Annotated in this window: 15 protein-coding genes and 2 pseudogenes; 9 read left to right on the top strand and 8 right to left on the bottom strand. The window is 72.3% G+C overall.

What is annotated here, in order from left to right; translation table 11 throughout:
- Positions 1–80 precede the first annotated feature (80 nt).
- Positions 81–464: a hypothetical protein gene (locus Hbl1158_RS13495; protein ID WP_234297769.1), complete on the top strand. Its 384-nt coding sequence runs from the start codon at positions 81–83 to the stop codon at positions 462–464.
- Here the strand turns inward: Hbl1158_RS13495 and Hbl1158_RS13490 are convergent.
- The 7 genes and pseudogenes from Hbl1158_RS13490 to Hbl1158_RS13460 all read right to left on the bottom strand — a co-directional run.
- Positions 408–1,703, bottom strand: coding sequence for an MFS transporter (locus tag Hbl1158_RS13490; protein ID WP_234297768.1), 1,296 nt, complete (start codon positions 1,701–1,703; stop codon positions 408–410). The genes Hbl1158_RS13495 and Hbl1158_RS13490 overlap by 57 nt on opposite strands.
- A 118-nt stretch (positions 1,704–1,821) precedes the next feature.
- Complete coding sequence (locus Hbl1158_RS13485; protein ID WP_234297767.1) at positions 1,822–2,157, bottom strand: AzlD domain-containing protein; 336 nt, start codon at positions 2,155–2,157, stop codon at positions 1,822–1,824.
- The gene (locus Hbl1158_RS13480) at positions 2,154–3,053 is read right to left on the bottom strand and encodes an AzlC family ABC transporter permease (RefSeq protein ID WP_234297766.1); all 900 of its coding nucleotides are present in this window, start codon (positions 3,051–3,053) and stop codon (positions 2,154–2,156) included. Before Hbl1158_RS13480 ends, Hbl1158_RS13485 begins: the two co-directional genes overlap by 4 nt.
- Positions 3,054–3,157: 104 nt before the next feature.
- The gene (locus tag Hbl1158_RS13475) at positions 3,158–3,592 is read right to left on the bottom strand and encodes a response regulator (protein WP_234297765.1); all 435 of its coding nucleotides are present in this window, start codon (positions 3,590–3,592) and stop codon (positions 3,158–3,160) included.
- Between the two features lie 62 nt (positions 3,593–3,654).
- Positions 3,655–4,116 carry a hypothetical protein gene (locus Hbl1158_RS13470; protein WP_234297764.1) on the bottom strand — a complete coding sequence of 154 codons (462 nt, stop codon included), beginning with the start codon at positions 4,114–4,116 and terminating at the stop codon, positions 3,655–3,657.
- Positions 4,116–4,367, bottom strand: a pseudogene (locus tag Hbl1158_RS13465) (hypothetical protein); the annotation flags it as partial. The gene Hbl1158_RS13470 and the pseudogene Hbl1158_RS13465, both read right to left, overlap by 1 nt.
- Positions 4,368–4,427: 60 nt before the next feature.
- A pseudogene (locus tag Hbl1158_RS13460) lies at positions 4,428–4,703 on the bottom strand (ubiquitin-like small modifier protein 1); the annotation flags it as partial.
- Between the two features lie 176 nt (positions 4,704–4,879).
- Between Hbl1158_RS13460 and Hbl1158_RS13455 the strand changes: the two are divergent.
- The 8 genes from Hbl1158_RS13455 (at position 4,880) to Hbl1158_RS13420 (ending at position 11,321) form a co-directional block, all read left to right on the top strand.
- Positions 4,880–5,278 carry a DUF5778 family protein gene (locus tag Hbl1158_RS13455; protein ID WP_234297763.1) on the top strand — a complete coding sequence of 133 codons (399 nt, stop codon included), beginning with the start codon at positions 4,880–4,882 and terminating at the stop codon, positions 5,276–5,278.
- Positions 5,279–5,354: 76 nt separating this feature from the next.
- Positions 5,355–6,446: an Lrp/AsnC family transcriptional regulator gene (locus Hbl1158_RS13450; protein ID WP_234297762.1), complete on the top strand. Its 1,092-nt coding sequence runs from the start codon at positions 5,355–5,357 to the stop codon at positions 6,444–6,446.
- Between the two features lie 59 nt (positions 6,447–6,505).
- A complete protein-coding gene (locus Hbl1158_RS13445; RefSeq protein ID WP_234297761.1) occupies positions 6,506–7,144 on the top strand; it encodes an NAD(P)-dependent oxidoreductase in 639 nt (212 codons plus the stop codon).
- On the top strand, positions 7,137–8,474 hold the full coding sequence (gene hemA, locus Hbl1158_RS13440; protein WP_234297760.1) for a glutamyl-tRNA reductase: 1,338 nt from the start codon (positions 7,137–7,139) through the stop codon (positions 8,472–8,474). Before Hbl1158_RS13445 ends, hemA begins: the two co-directional genes overlap by 8 nt.
- Before the next feature lie 105 nt (positions 8,475–8,579).
- A complete protein-coding gene (locus Hbl1158_RS13435) occupies positions 8,580–9,494 on the top strand; it encodes a hypothetical protein (protein WP_234297759.1) in 915 nt (304 codons plus the stop codon).
- 185 nt (positions 9,495–9,679) lie between these two features.
- Positions 9,680–9,964 carry a 4a-hydroxytetrahydrobiopterin dehydratase gene (locus Hbl1158_RS13430; RefSeq protein ID WP_234297758.1) on the top strand — a complete coding sequence of 95 codons (285 nt, stop codon included), beginning with the start codon at positions 9,680–9,682 and terminating at the stop codon, positions 9,962–9,964.
- A gap of 9 nt (positions 9,965–9,973) precedes the next feature.
- Positions 9,974–10,438 (top strand): LWR-salt protein, encoded by a 465-nt coding sequence (gene lwrS / locus Hbl1158_RS13425; protein WP_321169942.1) that lies wholly within the window; start codon positions 9,974–9,976, stop codon positions 10,436–10,438.
- Between the two features lie 121 nt (positions 10,439–10,559).
- Entirely contained in the window at positions 10,560–11,321 is a 762-nt protein-coding gene (locus Hbl1158_RS13420; protein WP_234297757.1) for an HAD family hydrolase, read from the top strand.
- A gap of 48 nt (positions 11,322–11,369) precedes the next feature.
- Here Hbl1158_RS13420 and Hbl1158_RS13415 read toward each other — a convergent pair whose 3' ends face one another.
- On the bottom strand, positions 11,370–13,241 hold the full coding sequence (locus Hbl1158_RS13415) for a Rieske (2Fe-2S) protein (RefSeq protein WP_234297756.1): 1,872 nt from the start codon (positions 13,239–13,241) through the stop codon (positions 11,370–11,372).
- Between the last annotated feature and the right edge of the window lie 124 nt (positions 13,242–13,365).

Here is a 13,365-nt window from a genome sequence, read left to right as displayed (position 1 = left end):
ACTCTCAGCTTCGTCGTCCGCTCGCCTTCCGTTCCCACCTACCGCCCCGATTTATCACCCCCCCGTGAGGATCGCGGTCCGTGTCAAGCGAGTCCCCGCCCACCCTCCGACAGTCGCTGAGTTCCCGAACCGGGATCGCGGTCGTCGTGCTGTTCGTCCTCGTCAGCCTCTACGCCGTTCTGATCCTGGGCCAGATTCTCGCGGTCGTCTACTTCGTCTCGGTCGCGTTCCTGCTGTGGCTGCTGTACCGGTTCGTCCGCGCCCACGAACGGATCGCGGTCGCACAGGAACGCCGCGCCGCCGTCGCCGCCGGCGACCGCGCGGGCGACGCGGGGCGGACGGACGGCGTCGCCGACGCGGACGAGACCGGAGACGCCGACGGCGTCGACGGCGTCGACCGCCCCGCCTCAGGCGTCGCCGAACCGGGCGATGAGGCCGACGGTGAGGAGAACGGCGAGGAGTGAGACGCCGGCGACCGCGAGGAACGCCGCCCGGCGACCGGCCGTCTCGATGAGGTAGCCGAACGCCGGCGGCGCGACGGCGTTGCCCAGCATGACGCCGATCGTGGTGATCGCGAAGCTGGTGCCCGTGGTGCCGTCGGGCGCGAACGCGTCGGTGAGCTTCGAGCGCGCCGGCCCGGCGATCGACCGCGCGCCGCCGACGAGCAACACGAGTCCGATCGCCGCCAGCGGACCGACGACGCCGAGCGCGAGGAGGCCGACGAGCGCGCCGACCGCGGCGAAGCTGGCGACCATCACCGGCCCGGCGCTGATCCGGTCGGAGAGGTCGCCGCCGACGAACACGGCGAGCGCGCCGACGAGGTACGACCCGGTGAGCGCGAGGTTCGCGCGCGACAGCGAGAGGCCGTAGCCGTCCTCGAGGAACACGACGACGTAGCTGGTGAATCCCCAGCCCGCGGTGGAGCTCACGAGCGCCAAAAGCGCCAGGGCGAGTATCCCCGGTGCGGCCGCGAGCTCGCGCAGGTACGCCCGCGTGCGCTCGACCCACGTTCCGCGAGTACGGCTCCTTTCGGCGTCGTCGGCGTCCCTTCCGGAGCCGTCGGCGTCGCCCCGGTCGCGGCTCCGGTTCGGAGCGGTGACGGCGTCGTCGACGCGCGCGGCGAACAGCCAGGTGACGGCGACGGCGTACGCGAGCCCGACCGCGCCGATGAGGCCGACGCCAACGCGCCAGGAGTAGCCGGCCGAGACGACGCCGGCGATGAGCACGGGGGGCGTCGCGAACCCGACCGACCCGCCGAAGCCGTAGAGGCTGTACGCTCGGCCCATCAGGGTCTCGGGGGTCGAATCGGAGATGAGCGGGTAGTGCGCCGGGTGGTGGCCCGCGACGCCGACGCCGATGACCGCCTGCGCGACGAGCAGCCACTCGAACGTGGGCGCTGCCGCCGCCAGCAACACGCCCAGCGCGCCCAGCACCGACGAGAGGCCGAGCGCGATCGTCCGGTCGTAGCGGTCCGCGAGGTGACCGAAGGGGAGCTGAAACGCTGTGTTGGTCGCGCCCTGGACGCCGAGCGCGACGCCCAGCGCCGCCAGCCCGACGGTGAACTCCCCCGAGAGGACGCTCAGGATCGGCGGGAACAACACGAGGTACGCGTGGTTGAGGTACTGCGAGGCCGAGACGGCCCCGACGACGACCCACGTCTCGCGCGGGGCCCGGCGCGCGGCGGCCAGCAGCGACTCCGTCATCGGTCGGAGGTCCGTCCCCCGGCGGATGTCCCCGGCCACTCCGGCAATCGCCGCCGGGTCCGCGGGGACCGGAACCGACCGCCGTCGGGACCCAGCGGTCGCGGCGGTCGACGGCGACTCACAGCAGGAAGCGCGCGAGGTGCAGTCCCGCCATCCCGGCGGCGACGGTCCACAGCACGTCCTCGGTCCGCCAGGCAGCGAGCACGGCGGCCGCACCGCCGAGGATCTCCGGCGTGAGCAGCCCCGAAAGCGTCGCGCTCGCGGGCGCGAAGTCCGGTGCCACGAGCGCCGCCAGCACGGCCGCGGGGACGTACGTCAGCAGCCGCCGCAGCGCCGGCGGCACCTCGTCGACCCGGCCGAACAGGTGGATGAACGACAGCCGGATCGCGAACGTCGCGACGCCGCCGGCGACGATCGCCGCCCAGATCACCCCCGGGCCGTGGGTGGTCGTCATCGGTCGCCCCCGTCGCGGTCGCCGTCCTCGCCTCCGTCGCGGTCGCCGCCGTTGCCATCGCCGATGTGGCCGTCATCGCCGATGTCGCCGTCGCCGTCGTTGCCGTTGCCACCGTCACCAACGTCGTCGCCGAGGCCGACCGCCTCCGCCCCGACGCCGACGAGCACGCCGACCACGCCGCCGGCGATCAGGCCGGCGTTGAACGGCAGCCCCGCTCCGCCGACGGCGACCGCGGCGGCGGCGACGGCCGCCGCGAGGCTCGGCGCGTCCGACACCGCCGGGACGAGCAGCGCGAGGAACACCAGCGGGACCGCGAAGCCGAGCCGCCAGCCGTCGGGGACGGCCGCGCCGAAGACGACGCCGACGACCGTGCCGGCCTGCCAGACGACCCACAGCGTGAGCGCGACGCCGAGGTAGTAGTACGGGCGGCGCGTTCGGGCCTCGCCGGTGCTGCCGTCGGCGTCGCTGTCGCGGTCGACGGTGCGGTCGCCGTCGCGGTCGGCGGTACCGTCGCCGTCGAGTTCGCCGACGTACCGCGCCAGCGCCAGCGCGTACGCCTGGTCGGTGAGCAGGTACGCGCAGCCGGCGCGAACGCGCGCCGACAGGTCCCGGAAGTACGGCGCGATCGACGCCGAGTACATCAGCATTCGGAGGTTGATCACGACGACGGTCAGCACGACGACGCCGAGGGCGGCGTCGCTCCCGAGCAGTTCGATGGCGGCTAACTGCGACGCGCCGGCGAAGACGATCACCGAGAGCCCGACCGTCTGGAGGGGCGTGAGGCCGGCCTCGACGCCGGCGACGCCGGCGACGAGCGCGAAGGGGACGATCCCGAGCAACAGCGGGAGCGCGTCCCGGACCCCGTCGCGCACGTCCGGCGGGAGACGACTGTCCATGCGGGACGGGCGGCGTGCGGACTCAAGGGGCCGTCGGTCTCGGCAGGGGCGACGGGACCGCTCGGACGGCCGGATTCGGCCGGTCGGCCGCCGAGTCGCGTCGGTCAGGTCGATCGGTCGCGTCGGTCAGGTCGATCGGTCGCGTCGATCCGTTCGGGCCCCGTCCGGTGCTCGCCGACCTCGTCGACCGCGGACCGAACCGCCTCGACGAGCGCGCCGTCGCTCACCGGCTTGCGGACGTAGTCGTCCGCGCCGGCGCGGATCGCTCGCTTGAGCTGCGCCTGCTGGCTCACGCACGTACAGAACACCACGACCGCCCCGGGATCGAACTCCTTGATCGCCGCCGTCGCCGACGGGCCGTCGATCACGGGGAGCGCGAAGTCCATCGTCACCGCGTCGGGGTCGTGCTCCCGGTAGGCGGCGACCGCCTCCTCGCCGTCGCCGGCCTCCGCCACCACCTCGAACGTCGGCTCGAGCCGGTCGCGAAGCCGCGCGCGCTGGAAGGCGGAGTCCTCCACGACGAGCACGCGTTCGTTCACGAGGAGTGACAGGTCCGGCCGATATTAAATTTAACTCATACGACGCCGATTCGATCGAGCGATCACTCCTCGATGACGACCGCCTCGCGCAGTTCCAGCGCCGACTCGAACTCCCGCCTGCGCCGCCGTCGGGTCCCGACGCGCAGGAGGTGCTGCTCGTGGGCCCGCCGGAGCGCGTCCGCCTCGCGGCGGTTCAACTCGAGCGCGTCCCCGATCTCCGCCCAGTGGCCCTCTGGAACGAGATACGTCGCGGCCGCCTCGCCGCTCTCGCCGTCCGTCGCGTCGTCGACGCGCTCGTACGTCCGCTCGTACTCGCCGGCGCGTTCCCGGAGGTGATCGTCGGCCGCCCGAAGTAACTCCGGCAGTCGTCCGGGGCCGACGCTGGCCTTCGCGGCGGCGACCAGCAGCGCGTTGGAGTCGATCGGGTGGCCGGTCCCCCGAGTCTCCGGGTCGTAGTCCGGGTCGCTACCGGCTCTGCCGCCGTCCGGGTTCTTGCCGTCCTCCTCGGGTCCGTCGCCGGCCATCAGCCGCCGGCGCGCATCGCCTTCTGTCCGAACCGGTCGATCAGGTCGTCGAGGACGGACGCCTCGCCCCGGAAGGTGACCGTGACCTCGGTGAGCGTGATGCTGCCGGCGGCCGTGACCGACTCGGCCGCGACCGTCGCGCGCCAGCCGTCGCCGTCGACGGTCGTCGCCTCCTCGTCCGGGCCGTCGGCGTCGCCGCCGAGGTTCCGGAGGTAATGGACCGCGAGCCGGCGCGAGATCCCGCGATACGACTCGACGCGCGTCACGAGGTCGCCGTCGCGGTCGCCGGTCTCGTCGTCCCCGTCGTCGACGCCGCCGGCGACCGGGGGGAACACGGCGAGGGTGTCGCCGTCCTCGACCGCGGTGTCGACGCCGTCGATGTGGAGCACTTCCCGGCCGTTGAGCAGGACGTTTATCTGCGGCTTGAGATCCCCGTCCGCCAGGAGATTCCCCGCCAGCCCGTCGTGCTCGGCCTCCAGGGCGGCGAGCACGTCCCCGACGGTGTCGGCGTCGGGGAACTCCCGCTCGACGGTCTTCGAGCCGACCGCCTCGCGGAAGGTGGCGAAGAACTTCAGGGTGAGTTCCATCGTCCCGATCCAGGAGGAGGACGAATAAAAAAGGAGGCGACGGTCGCGAGCGTCGCACCCGAGCGTTGCGCGCTGGCTCCGACTGCCACGGTCGACCGTCGACGCCGCCGGCGACGCTGCCGGCGACGCCACGAGCGAACCGTCACCGGTATGGCCCCGACGCGCCGAGTACGACCATGAGCGACACCGTCGACCGCGACCTCTACGAGCGGACCAAGGCCCTGCTGGAGCCCGGCGAGATCGAACTGCTCGGCATGGTCGTCCACACGTCCCTCGGGGGCGAGGAGGACCTGGAGATGCACGAGCTCACCGTCGAACTCAACGAGGAGATCGCCGACCACGCGGACAAGGGCGAGACGTACATCCACGCCGGCAACGAGGACACCGACTTCTCCTCCAACCAGTTCCAGGGTCGAACCGTCGACGACGAGTCGTTCGTCTGGGAGTGTCAACAGCTCCTGCGCGACGGGAGCTTCGACCTGGTGTTCTACTACGAGGCCCCGGTCGACCAGGAATCGCTCGCCGAGAGCGTGACCGCCCTCGACGGCGTGCGCGACGTGACGGTCGTTCCGTGACCGGCGGCTCCGATCCACACCGGCGTCGACGCCCGCGAGCGCGACGCTTATCCTCGCGGCGTTCTCAGGTGTTCGCATGGACGAAGTCGGGGCCGATGTCGACCTCTCGACGCGCGAACGCGCCGTCGTCAACGCCTTTCAGGGCGGCTTCCCCGTCACACGGCGGCCCTGGGAGCCGGCGGCGGCGGCGCTGACCGAGCGCGGCGTCGACGTCGACGCCGGGGAGTTGCTCGCGACGGTGCGGGACCTCGACGAGCGCGGCGTGCTCTCGCGGTTCGGCGCGCTCGTCAACGCCGAGGAGATCGGCGGCACAGCGACGCTCGTGGCGATGCACGCGCCCGAGGAGCGCTACGAGGAGATCGCCGAGACGGTCAACGGCTTCCGCGAGGTGGCGCACAACTACGAGCGCGAGCACCCGCACCTCAACATGTGGTTCGTCGTTAGCGTAGCCAGCGAGGACGAGGTGGAGCGCGTGCTCTCGGAGATCGAGGAGGCGACCGGCCAGGAGACGTACAACCTCCCCAAGCGGGAGGAGTTCCACGTCGGCGCGAAGTTCCTGCTCGAGGGCCCCGTGAGCGACGGCGACCTGGACCTGTCGCATCTGGGCCCCGACGTGGAGCCCTCCGACGAGCGGGGGATCACCGCCCGCGAGCGCGACCTCGTCGTCGAGGTCCAGGGCGGCCTCCCGATCACCGAGACGCCGTACGCCGACGTGGCCGAGGCGGTCGGCCAGCCCGTCAGTTGGGTCGTCGAGACGATCAGACGGTTCAACGAGGAGGGGAAGGTGCGCCGCGTGGGCGTCATTCCGAACCACTACGCACTCGGCTACACCGAGAACGGCATGACCGTCTGGGACGTGCCCGACGACCTGCTCGGGGAGGTCGGCCCCGCGGTCGCGTCGCTGGGGTTCGTCACCCACTGTTACCACCGGCCGCGCCACGAGGGCGTGTGGCCGTACAACTTCTTCGCGATGACGCACGGCCGCGACGAGGCGGAGTCCGAGCGGCGGATCGAACAGGTGCGCGAGGCGATGGCCGAGTTCTGGGACGTGGCCGACGACGACTGGGACTCGCTGTTCTCCACGCGCATCCTGAAGAAGACGGGGATCCGTCTCGACGAGCGCGCCGACGCGCAGGTGCGCGAGGAGACGGACCCGGCCGACGCGTGAGCCGTGCGAGGTGACTCCGCGCGAGCGACGAGGGTCGCACGCGACCGCGAGGTGGTGACGTGATCCCGCTGTTGCACGACTTCGACGGGGAGACGGTGCTCGTGTTCGGCGGCGGCCCGGTGGGCGCGCGCAAGGCGCGGCGGTTCGCCCGCGAGGCGCGGACCGTGGTCGTGAGCCCCGCCTTCGCCGACCGGGAGTTCGGCGACGCCGAGTTGGTTCGGGCCGCCCCCGACGGACCGGCCGTCACGGACTGGGTCGACCGGCTCTCGCCGGCGCTGGTCGTCGCCGCCACCGACGACGAGTCGGTCAACGCCGCCGCCGAGCGGGCCGCCCGCGACGCGGGCGCGCTGGTGAACCGCGCGGACCGATCGGGCGAGCGCGACGCCGGCAGCGTCGTCGTCCCGGCGACCGTCCACGACGACCCCGTCGTCGCCGCGGTCGCGACCGGCGGGGCCGCGCCGGCGCTCTCGCGGGAGCTGCGCCGCCGGATCGAAGCCGAGATCGACGGCGCGGGGGCGATGGCGGAGCTGGTGGCCGAGATCAGGGCCGAACGAAAGGCCGCCGGCGACCCGCCGTCGGTCCGTCGGGAGGCGGTTCGAGCGGTGGTGGGATCGTCGTCGGTTTGGAAGGCTTTACAAGAGGGAGCCACCAACGCACGCCAGGAAGCGGACCGAGTCATGGAGAGAATCGATGATTGACACCGGCGTCATCGCGGGGGTGAGCGTGAGCCACGCGCTCGCGTCCGTCGAGGAGATCGAGTCGGTGCAGGTCACCGACGAGGAGACGCTCGTGTCGTCGCTGATCGCCCGCGAGGGCGTCGAGGAGGCGGTCTGTCTCCAGACGTGTAACCGGGCGGAGGCGTACGTCGCGGCCGACGACGACGCCGCAGCGCGGTCGGCGCTGTCGTCGTTCGCGCCCGACGTGCGCGATGGCGCGGTCGTCCGCCTCGACCACGAGGAGAGCCTCCGGCACCTCATGCGCGTGGCCGCGGGCCTGGAGTCGCTCGTGTTGGGCGAGGACCAGATCCTCGGGCAGTTGAGCGACGCCGCGGCGCTCGCGCGCGAGACGGGCGGGCTGTCGGGCGGCGTGCTCGACGACGCGCTCTCGAAGGCGCTGCAGGTGGGCAAGCGGGCCCGCGCGGAGACCGGGATCAACGAGGGGTCGGTCTCGCTGGGCTCGGCGGCCGTCGAACTCGCCGAGCGCGAGACCGACCTCGCGGACGCGACGGCGCTCGTCGTCGGTGCCGGCCAGATGGGCACGCTCGCGGCGCGCGCGCTCGACGCCTCGCCCGTCTCGCGGATCGTCGTCGCCAACCGGACCCGCGCCGCCGCCGAACACATCGTCGCCGACCTCGACAGCGACTCGACGGCCGTCGGACTCGCGGCCGTGTCGTCGCTGGCGGCGGAGGCGGACGTGCTCATCACCGCCACCGGCGCGGACGAGCCGGTCGTCGACGAGGGAACCGTCGGCGACGCCGGCGAGACGCTGTGTATAGACCTGGGCCAGCCGCGGGACGTGGTCCCCGAGGCCGGCGGCGACGCGGTCGTCGTCCGCGACATCGACGACCTCGAGACCGTCACCGGAGAGACGCGAGAGCGACGCGAGCAGGCCGCGACGGCCGTCGAGGAGATGATCGACGAGGAGTTCGACCGGCTGCTGGCCGAGTTCAAGCGCAAGCGCGCCGACGACGCCGTCTCGGCGATGTACGAGGCCGCCGAGCGAACGAAGCGGCGCGAGCTCAACGAGGCGCTCGCGAAGCTGGAGGCGCAGGGGGAGCTGACCGACGACCAGCGCGAGACGGTCGCCGGGCTCGCCGACGCGCTCGTCGGGCAGCTGCTGGCCGCGCCGACGAAGAGCCTCCGGGAGGCGGCCGCCGAAGACGACTGGACGACGATCCACACCGCGATGGAGCTGTTCGACCCCGAGTTCGACGACGCCGTCGCGACCCACGGCGGCGAGCCCGCCGGCGGAACCGACGACGCCGGAGGGATCCCCGCGCACGTTCTCGAACGGCTCTCCGACGACTGATCGGTTCGCGGGCTTCGGGCTTCAGTCAGGTGATTTTCACGCCGAGCGACCGGACCGAATTCGCTCGGGGAAAGGGTGATGTGCGATGCCGTTGCACTCGTATGTATGCGTGGAACGAGTCACGGGGTCGGTCGGATATCGACCGGCCCGGTCGAGGAGGGAGTGGAGTCCGTCTGCCGGGCGGCGGCGTGCGATCACCCGGACGTCGCCGTCGGCCTGGCCGTCCTGGGGGTGACGGCCGTCTTCCTGCTGGTGGTCGGAGTGGCGCTCTCGCGTCTCGACGACGCCCGCGAGGCGGTCGCGGTCGAGGCGTCGCGGACGCGGGCCGAGCGCGAGGCGTTCGAGCGGTTCAGCCGCCGCGTCGCGCGCCTGGAGCCGGGGGAGCTGGCGGCGGCGACGCCGGTGGGTGCCGGGACGAACGTGCTCGCGACCGCGAGGACCGTCGACGACGGCGAGGGACTGGCCGCGGCGCGCGAGGCGTACAGAGAGACCGTGATGTCGACGGCCCACTACGACGAGGAGTACGACGAGACGCTCGTCGAGAACGTCGCCGAGGAGTTCTCCGGCGCGGTCGCGGGCGCGCTCGTCGAGCAGGGGGGAGCCTTGACGCCGGCGCTGCGGGCGACGCTCGCGCGCGGCGCTGAACGCGCCAGCGACGAACGGGCGGACCTGCTGTCGACGCTGGAGACGGAGCGCTCGGCATTGACGGACGCGGAGTCGACGCTCGCGCCGGCCGTCGAGGCGGGCGAGCGCGTCGTCGACGGCGACCTCGCGGACGCTGAGTACGGCGACCTCATCGCCGAACACGACCGGCTGGAGTGGCACGAGCGACGCGTCGAGACGCTGCTGACCGACCGGCAGGCGCGCATTCACGACACGGAAGGGGAGCGCGCCCACTGGTTCGAGTACCTCTACGACTCGCTGCCCACGCCGTACCCGGTGTTGTCGGTCGGCGCGGGGACGCTCACGCTGCTCGAGGACGCGAAGTCGACGGTCGCGACCGTCGCCGGCGACCGATAGTCGCTCGGCCGGACCGGGACCGAGGGCAGTCGGCGTCGGAAGAGAGAGGGTCGTCGCCGGAGGGGGTCGCCGTCGGAGGCAGTCGCTGTCGGAGGGAGTCGCTGTCGGAGGGGGTCGCCGTCGGAGGCAGTCGCCGGAGCGAGAGTCGGGGTACGCTTTTGCCGCCCCGGGCCGATCGATCGGACATGACGGACGTGCTCGACGCCGACGAGATCGAAGCTGAGTGTCCCGACGGCTGGCACCACGACGCCGAGACCGACGAGATCGCGCGCACCTTCGAGTTCGACTCGTATCTCGAGGGGGTGGGGTTCGCCGCGGGCGCGGGCGGGATCGCTGAGGAGGCGTTCCACCACCCGACGATCACGATCGGTTGGCGCGAGGTGGAGGTGCGGCTCACTACCCACGACGCCGGCGGCATTACGGAGAAAGACATCGACCTCGCGGGGCGGCTGAACGAACTCGCCGACTGATCGGTCCCGATGGAGGCCGCGTACGTCTTCGGCGTCCGCTTCACGCTCTCGCCGCGTCGCGCGCGGATCGACCCGGAGTCGTTCGAGACGACGCTGCGGATCCCCGCGGCGACACCCGGCGAGGAGGGGTGGCTGCTGTTTCGGGACGCGCTGTGGCGCGGCGAGGCGAACGACGCTGACCACGTCCGCCGGCTGTGCGGCGATCGCCTCCCCGAGGGCGTGGAGGTGCTGTCGGCGGAGTTCCGGGAGCTGGAGACCGACGAGGCGTACCTCGCGGCGCTGCGGGCGGCCGTCGGCGACGACCTCGCGGCCGTCCGGTCGGACTCGGCCCGCGAGGCGCTCCACAAGTACCTCGGGTCGTCGATCCGCGTCGTCGACGCCGACGCGACCGACGCCGCCGACGGCGACGGCGACCGCGAGGTCGACGCGACTGACGCCGCCGGCGGTGACGCGACCGACGATCGGGCGGAGTAGCCGACGCCTACCGGAGAACGGAGTCGACTCGGCCGTCCGCCGGCAGCCGGTTAGTCACCGTCTCGACGCCGTTATCGTGCGAACATATATACCCGGTAGCGACCAAGGAACGGTTCCTCGGATGGTCCCCGACACGTACAACTTCTGGCTGTTCGACCTCGACGGCACGCTCGTCGACGCCGAGTGGAGCTACACCCGCGAGGTGTTCGACCGCGTCGGCGACCGCATCGGGTACGGCTTCTCCGACCGCGAGGCGGAACTGCTGTGGCACGGGCTCACCGGCGCTCGCGATCCCCTCCTCCGAGAGTGGGGGCTCGACCCGGCGGAGTTCTGGCCGGCGTTCCACGCCGTCGAGGACCCGGCCGCCCGCGCGTCGGCGACGTTCCTCCACCCCGACGCAGAGCGCCTGCTCGCGCGCGTCGACGCCCGCGACCCTCCCACCGGGCTGGTCACCCACTGTGCGGAGTTCCTCGCGGACCCCGTCCTCGACCGGCTCGACCTCCGCGACCGCTTCGACACGGTGTTGTCGTGCTCCGACGAGACGGGGTGGAAGCCCGATCCCGGCCCGCTGGAGCGCGCGATGGCCGACATCGGCGTCGACCCGGTCACCGGCCGCGGCGTGTACGTCGGCGACGGCGCGAGCGACGTGGGCGCGGCCTGGAACGCCGACCTCGACGCGATCCACGTCGAGCGCCACGGCCACGAGGAGCGCGGCCGCTGCGTCATGGCCGACCACCGCGTCGAGCGCCTCGATCAACTTCCCGGCGTCGGCTGCGACCCGGACCGGGACCGGGATCGGGACCGCGCGGGCGATGTCGACTGGGACGTCCGGATCGACTCCTCGGGGGCGGCCGGCGTCGAGGCGGGCGACCTGACCGACTGAGCGGGCCGCCGTCCGGCCGACGACCGCTGTCGCCCGGCCGCCGACCCCTCAGTCGTCCGCGACCGCGTCGGCGTCGGCGGCCGCGTCGTCGTGGACCGCCTCCCCCTGCAACAGCCGGGCGGCGATGGAGAACGTCTGCTCGCGCGACCGCCGCGTCGGGTAGTGGGCGGCCATGTAGCGCGCGGCGGCGACGAGACAGTCACGGGCATCGTCGCCGACGCTGTCGTCGTCAACGTCACCGTCGTCGCCGCCGTCGCCGTCGTTGACGCCGCCGTTGCCAGCGCCGTCGCGGCCGCCGCCGACGCGACGATCGAACTGGCGGCAGGCGGCCTCGTACGCCTGGAACGTGTGGAAGTTCGTGTCTTCGACCAGCAGCGCGTTCCCGAGTTCGGCCTTCAGTCGGTCGGGGTCGCCGTCGGCGGCCAGGTAGTCGGCGACGGCGTCGCCGGCCGCCTGCACCCTCCCCTGCTGCTCGAACGCCGTCCGGAGGTCCGCCAGGGCGGCGTCCGGGTCGGCGTCGGGGTCGCCCGTCGGCTCGGGCGCGGGCGGGGTGTTGAGGAAGCGGTCGAGGTAGACGTTGGCGGCGGCGTCGAACACGCCGCGGTACAGCGCTCTCGCGTCCGTCCGTTCGGCGGCGCGGTGGACCGCGTTCGCGAACGTGAACGTGTGATGGACCGTGTTCCAGTCGGCGAACTCGTTGCTCGTGGCGAACAGCGCCACCCGCTTGGCGGCCGCGAACGACACGGCGCTCGCGAGTTCTTCGACGGTCGCGCCCGCCCGGATCGCCTCCTCGAGGGCGTCGAACACGGCCTCCGGATCCGAGGCGTGTAGTCGCTGGGTGAAGTCGTCCGGCTCCGTCCACGTCTCGCCCTCGCCGTCCGCGACCACCTCGTCGAGGCGGTCGAAGCGCTCCTCGCACATCGCCGCCAGGTCGACCGGCTGTCGCCACGAGGAGGTCTCCTCGGCGCGGTCGGCGGTCGCCAGTCCCCGCACGAGCGACGCGAGCACGTCGGCGACGACCGCCTCGTCGTCCCAGCCGATCAGATCCAGGGCCTCCGTCGCCTTGTTCACGAAGTCGAAGACGTGGCCGGTATCGAGGTAGCGGTGGTCGGTCGCCGCGGTGACGAGCAGTTCGGTCAGCCGCTCGGGGCCGTAGCCGGCGGCGACGGCGGTCCGAAGCACCCGCTCGGCCCCGTCGGCGTCGCGCACCTCGACGTTCTCGCGGAACCACGCGAGCAGGCGTTCGAAGGGCACGTCCGTCGCCGCGAACGCCTCCTGGTCGAACTTCGGCGGCTCGCCGTCGCAGTCGCCGGCGACCTCGGTGAGCCCCTGATACAGCGCGCGCTTGCGGTCCTGCTCGTCCAGGTCCGACAGGCGGTTCGCCATCGCGATCAGTATCGTGAGCCCGGAGCTCCACCCGTCGGCTCGGTTGTCGACGCCGAATCGGACGCCGCGCTCGACGACCTCGTCGGGGTCGACGCCGGCGTCCGACAGCGCGACCGCCGACTTCGCGAGCACAAGCCGGAGGTTCTGTTCGAGTCCGTCGTCGAGGCGCTCGCGCCAATGGACCGCGGGCGGATCGTCTCGCCGCGGTTCGGGGGAGACGTAGACGACGCCGTCTCGGATCTCGGTCGGGTACGTGTCCACGTCGTCGGCCCACGGATCGAACGTGTCGCCGCAGGAGAGCTCGAAGCGGGCGTGGTGCCAATGGCACGTGAGCACGCCCTCCTCGACGCTCCCCTCGGTGAGCGGGAACCCCATGTGCGGACAGCGGTTGTTCACGGCGCGGACCTCGCCCTCGTGGTAGAACACGGCGATCGGCGTCCCGTCGACGGCCGTCAGCGCGCGTCCGTCCTCGCGGAGTTCCTCGAGGTCGACCGCCTCGCTGTACCCCTCGGGGACCGCGTCATCGACTGCCATACGATATCCGATAGCGCGGACGGCGAAGAAGGTTCTCGGAAGTGAAGTTTTGTAATATGGTCGTCACTTCGTCATCGATATCCAGGAGATCCGGACCTCGAATCTGTCGACGCTCAGAACGCCG

Origin of the sequence: Halobaculum sp. CBA1158 (genome assembly GCF_021431925.1) — an archaeon.
Lineage (GTDB): Archaea > Halobacteriota > Halobacteria > Halobacteriales > Haloferacaceae > Halobaculum.
The sequence above is the reverse complement of the archived record's forward strand: the minus strand, read 5'-3'. Positions and strand labels throughout refer to the sequence as shown.

What these genes read in the sequence shown, in the direction of transcription:
- Hbl1158_RS13490 (WP_234297768.1), bottom strand. Translation starts at nt 1,703, where the DNA reads ATGACGGAGTCGCTGCTGGCCGCCGCGCGCCGGGCCCCGCGCGAGACG.
- Hbl1158_RS13485 (WP_234297767.1), bottom strand. Translation starts at nt 2,157, where the DNA reads ATGACGACCACCCACGGCCCGGGGGTGATCTGGGCGGCGATCGTCGCC.
- Hbl1158_RS13480 (WP_234297766.1), bottom strand. Translation starts at nt 3,053, where the DNA reads ATGGACAGTCGTCTCCCGCCGGACGTGCGCGACGGGGTCCGGGACGCG.
- Hbl1158_RS13470 (WP_234297764.1), bottom strand. Translation starts at nt 4,116, where the DNA reads ATGGCCGGCGACGGACCCGAGGAGGACGGCAAGAACCCGGACGGCGGC.
- Hbl1158_RS13455 (WP_234297763.1), top strand. Translation starts at nt 4,880, where the DNA reads ATGAGCGACACCGTCGACCGCGACCTCTACGAGCGGACCAAGGCCCTG.
- Hbl1158_RS13450 (WP_234297762.1), top strand. Translation starts at nt 5,355, where the DNA reads ATGGACGAAGTCGGGGCCGATGTCGACCTCTCGACGCGCGAACGCGCC.
- hemA (WP_234297760.1), top strand. Translation starts at nt 7,137, where the DNA reads ATGATTGACACCGGCGTCATCGCGGGGGTGAGCGTGAGCCACGCGCTC.
- Hbl1158_RS13435 (WP_234297759.1), top strand. Translation starts at nt 8,580, where the DNA reads ATGCGTGGAACGAGTCACGGGGTCGGTCGGATATCGACCGGCCCGGTC.
- Hbl1158_RS13430 (WP_234297758.1), top strand. Translation starts at nt 9,680, where the DNA reads ATGACGGACGTGCTCGACGCCGACGAGATCGAAGCTGAGTGTCCCGAC.
- lwrS (WP_321169942.1), top strand. Translation starts at nt 9,974, where the DNA reads ATGGAGGCCGCGTACGTCTTCGGCGTCCGCTTCACGCTCTCGCCGCGT.
- Hbl1158_RS13420 (WP_234297757.1), top strand. Translation starts at nt 10,560, where the DNA reads ATGGTCCCCGACACGTACAACTTCTGGCTGTTCGACCTCGACGGCACG.
- Hbl1158_RS13415 (WP_234297756.1), bottom strand. Translation starts at nt 13,241, where the DNA reads ATGGCAGTCGATGACGCGGTCCCCGAGGGGTACAGCGAGGCGGTCGAC.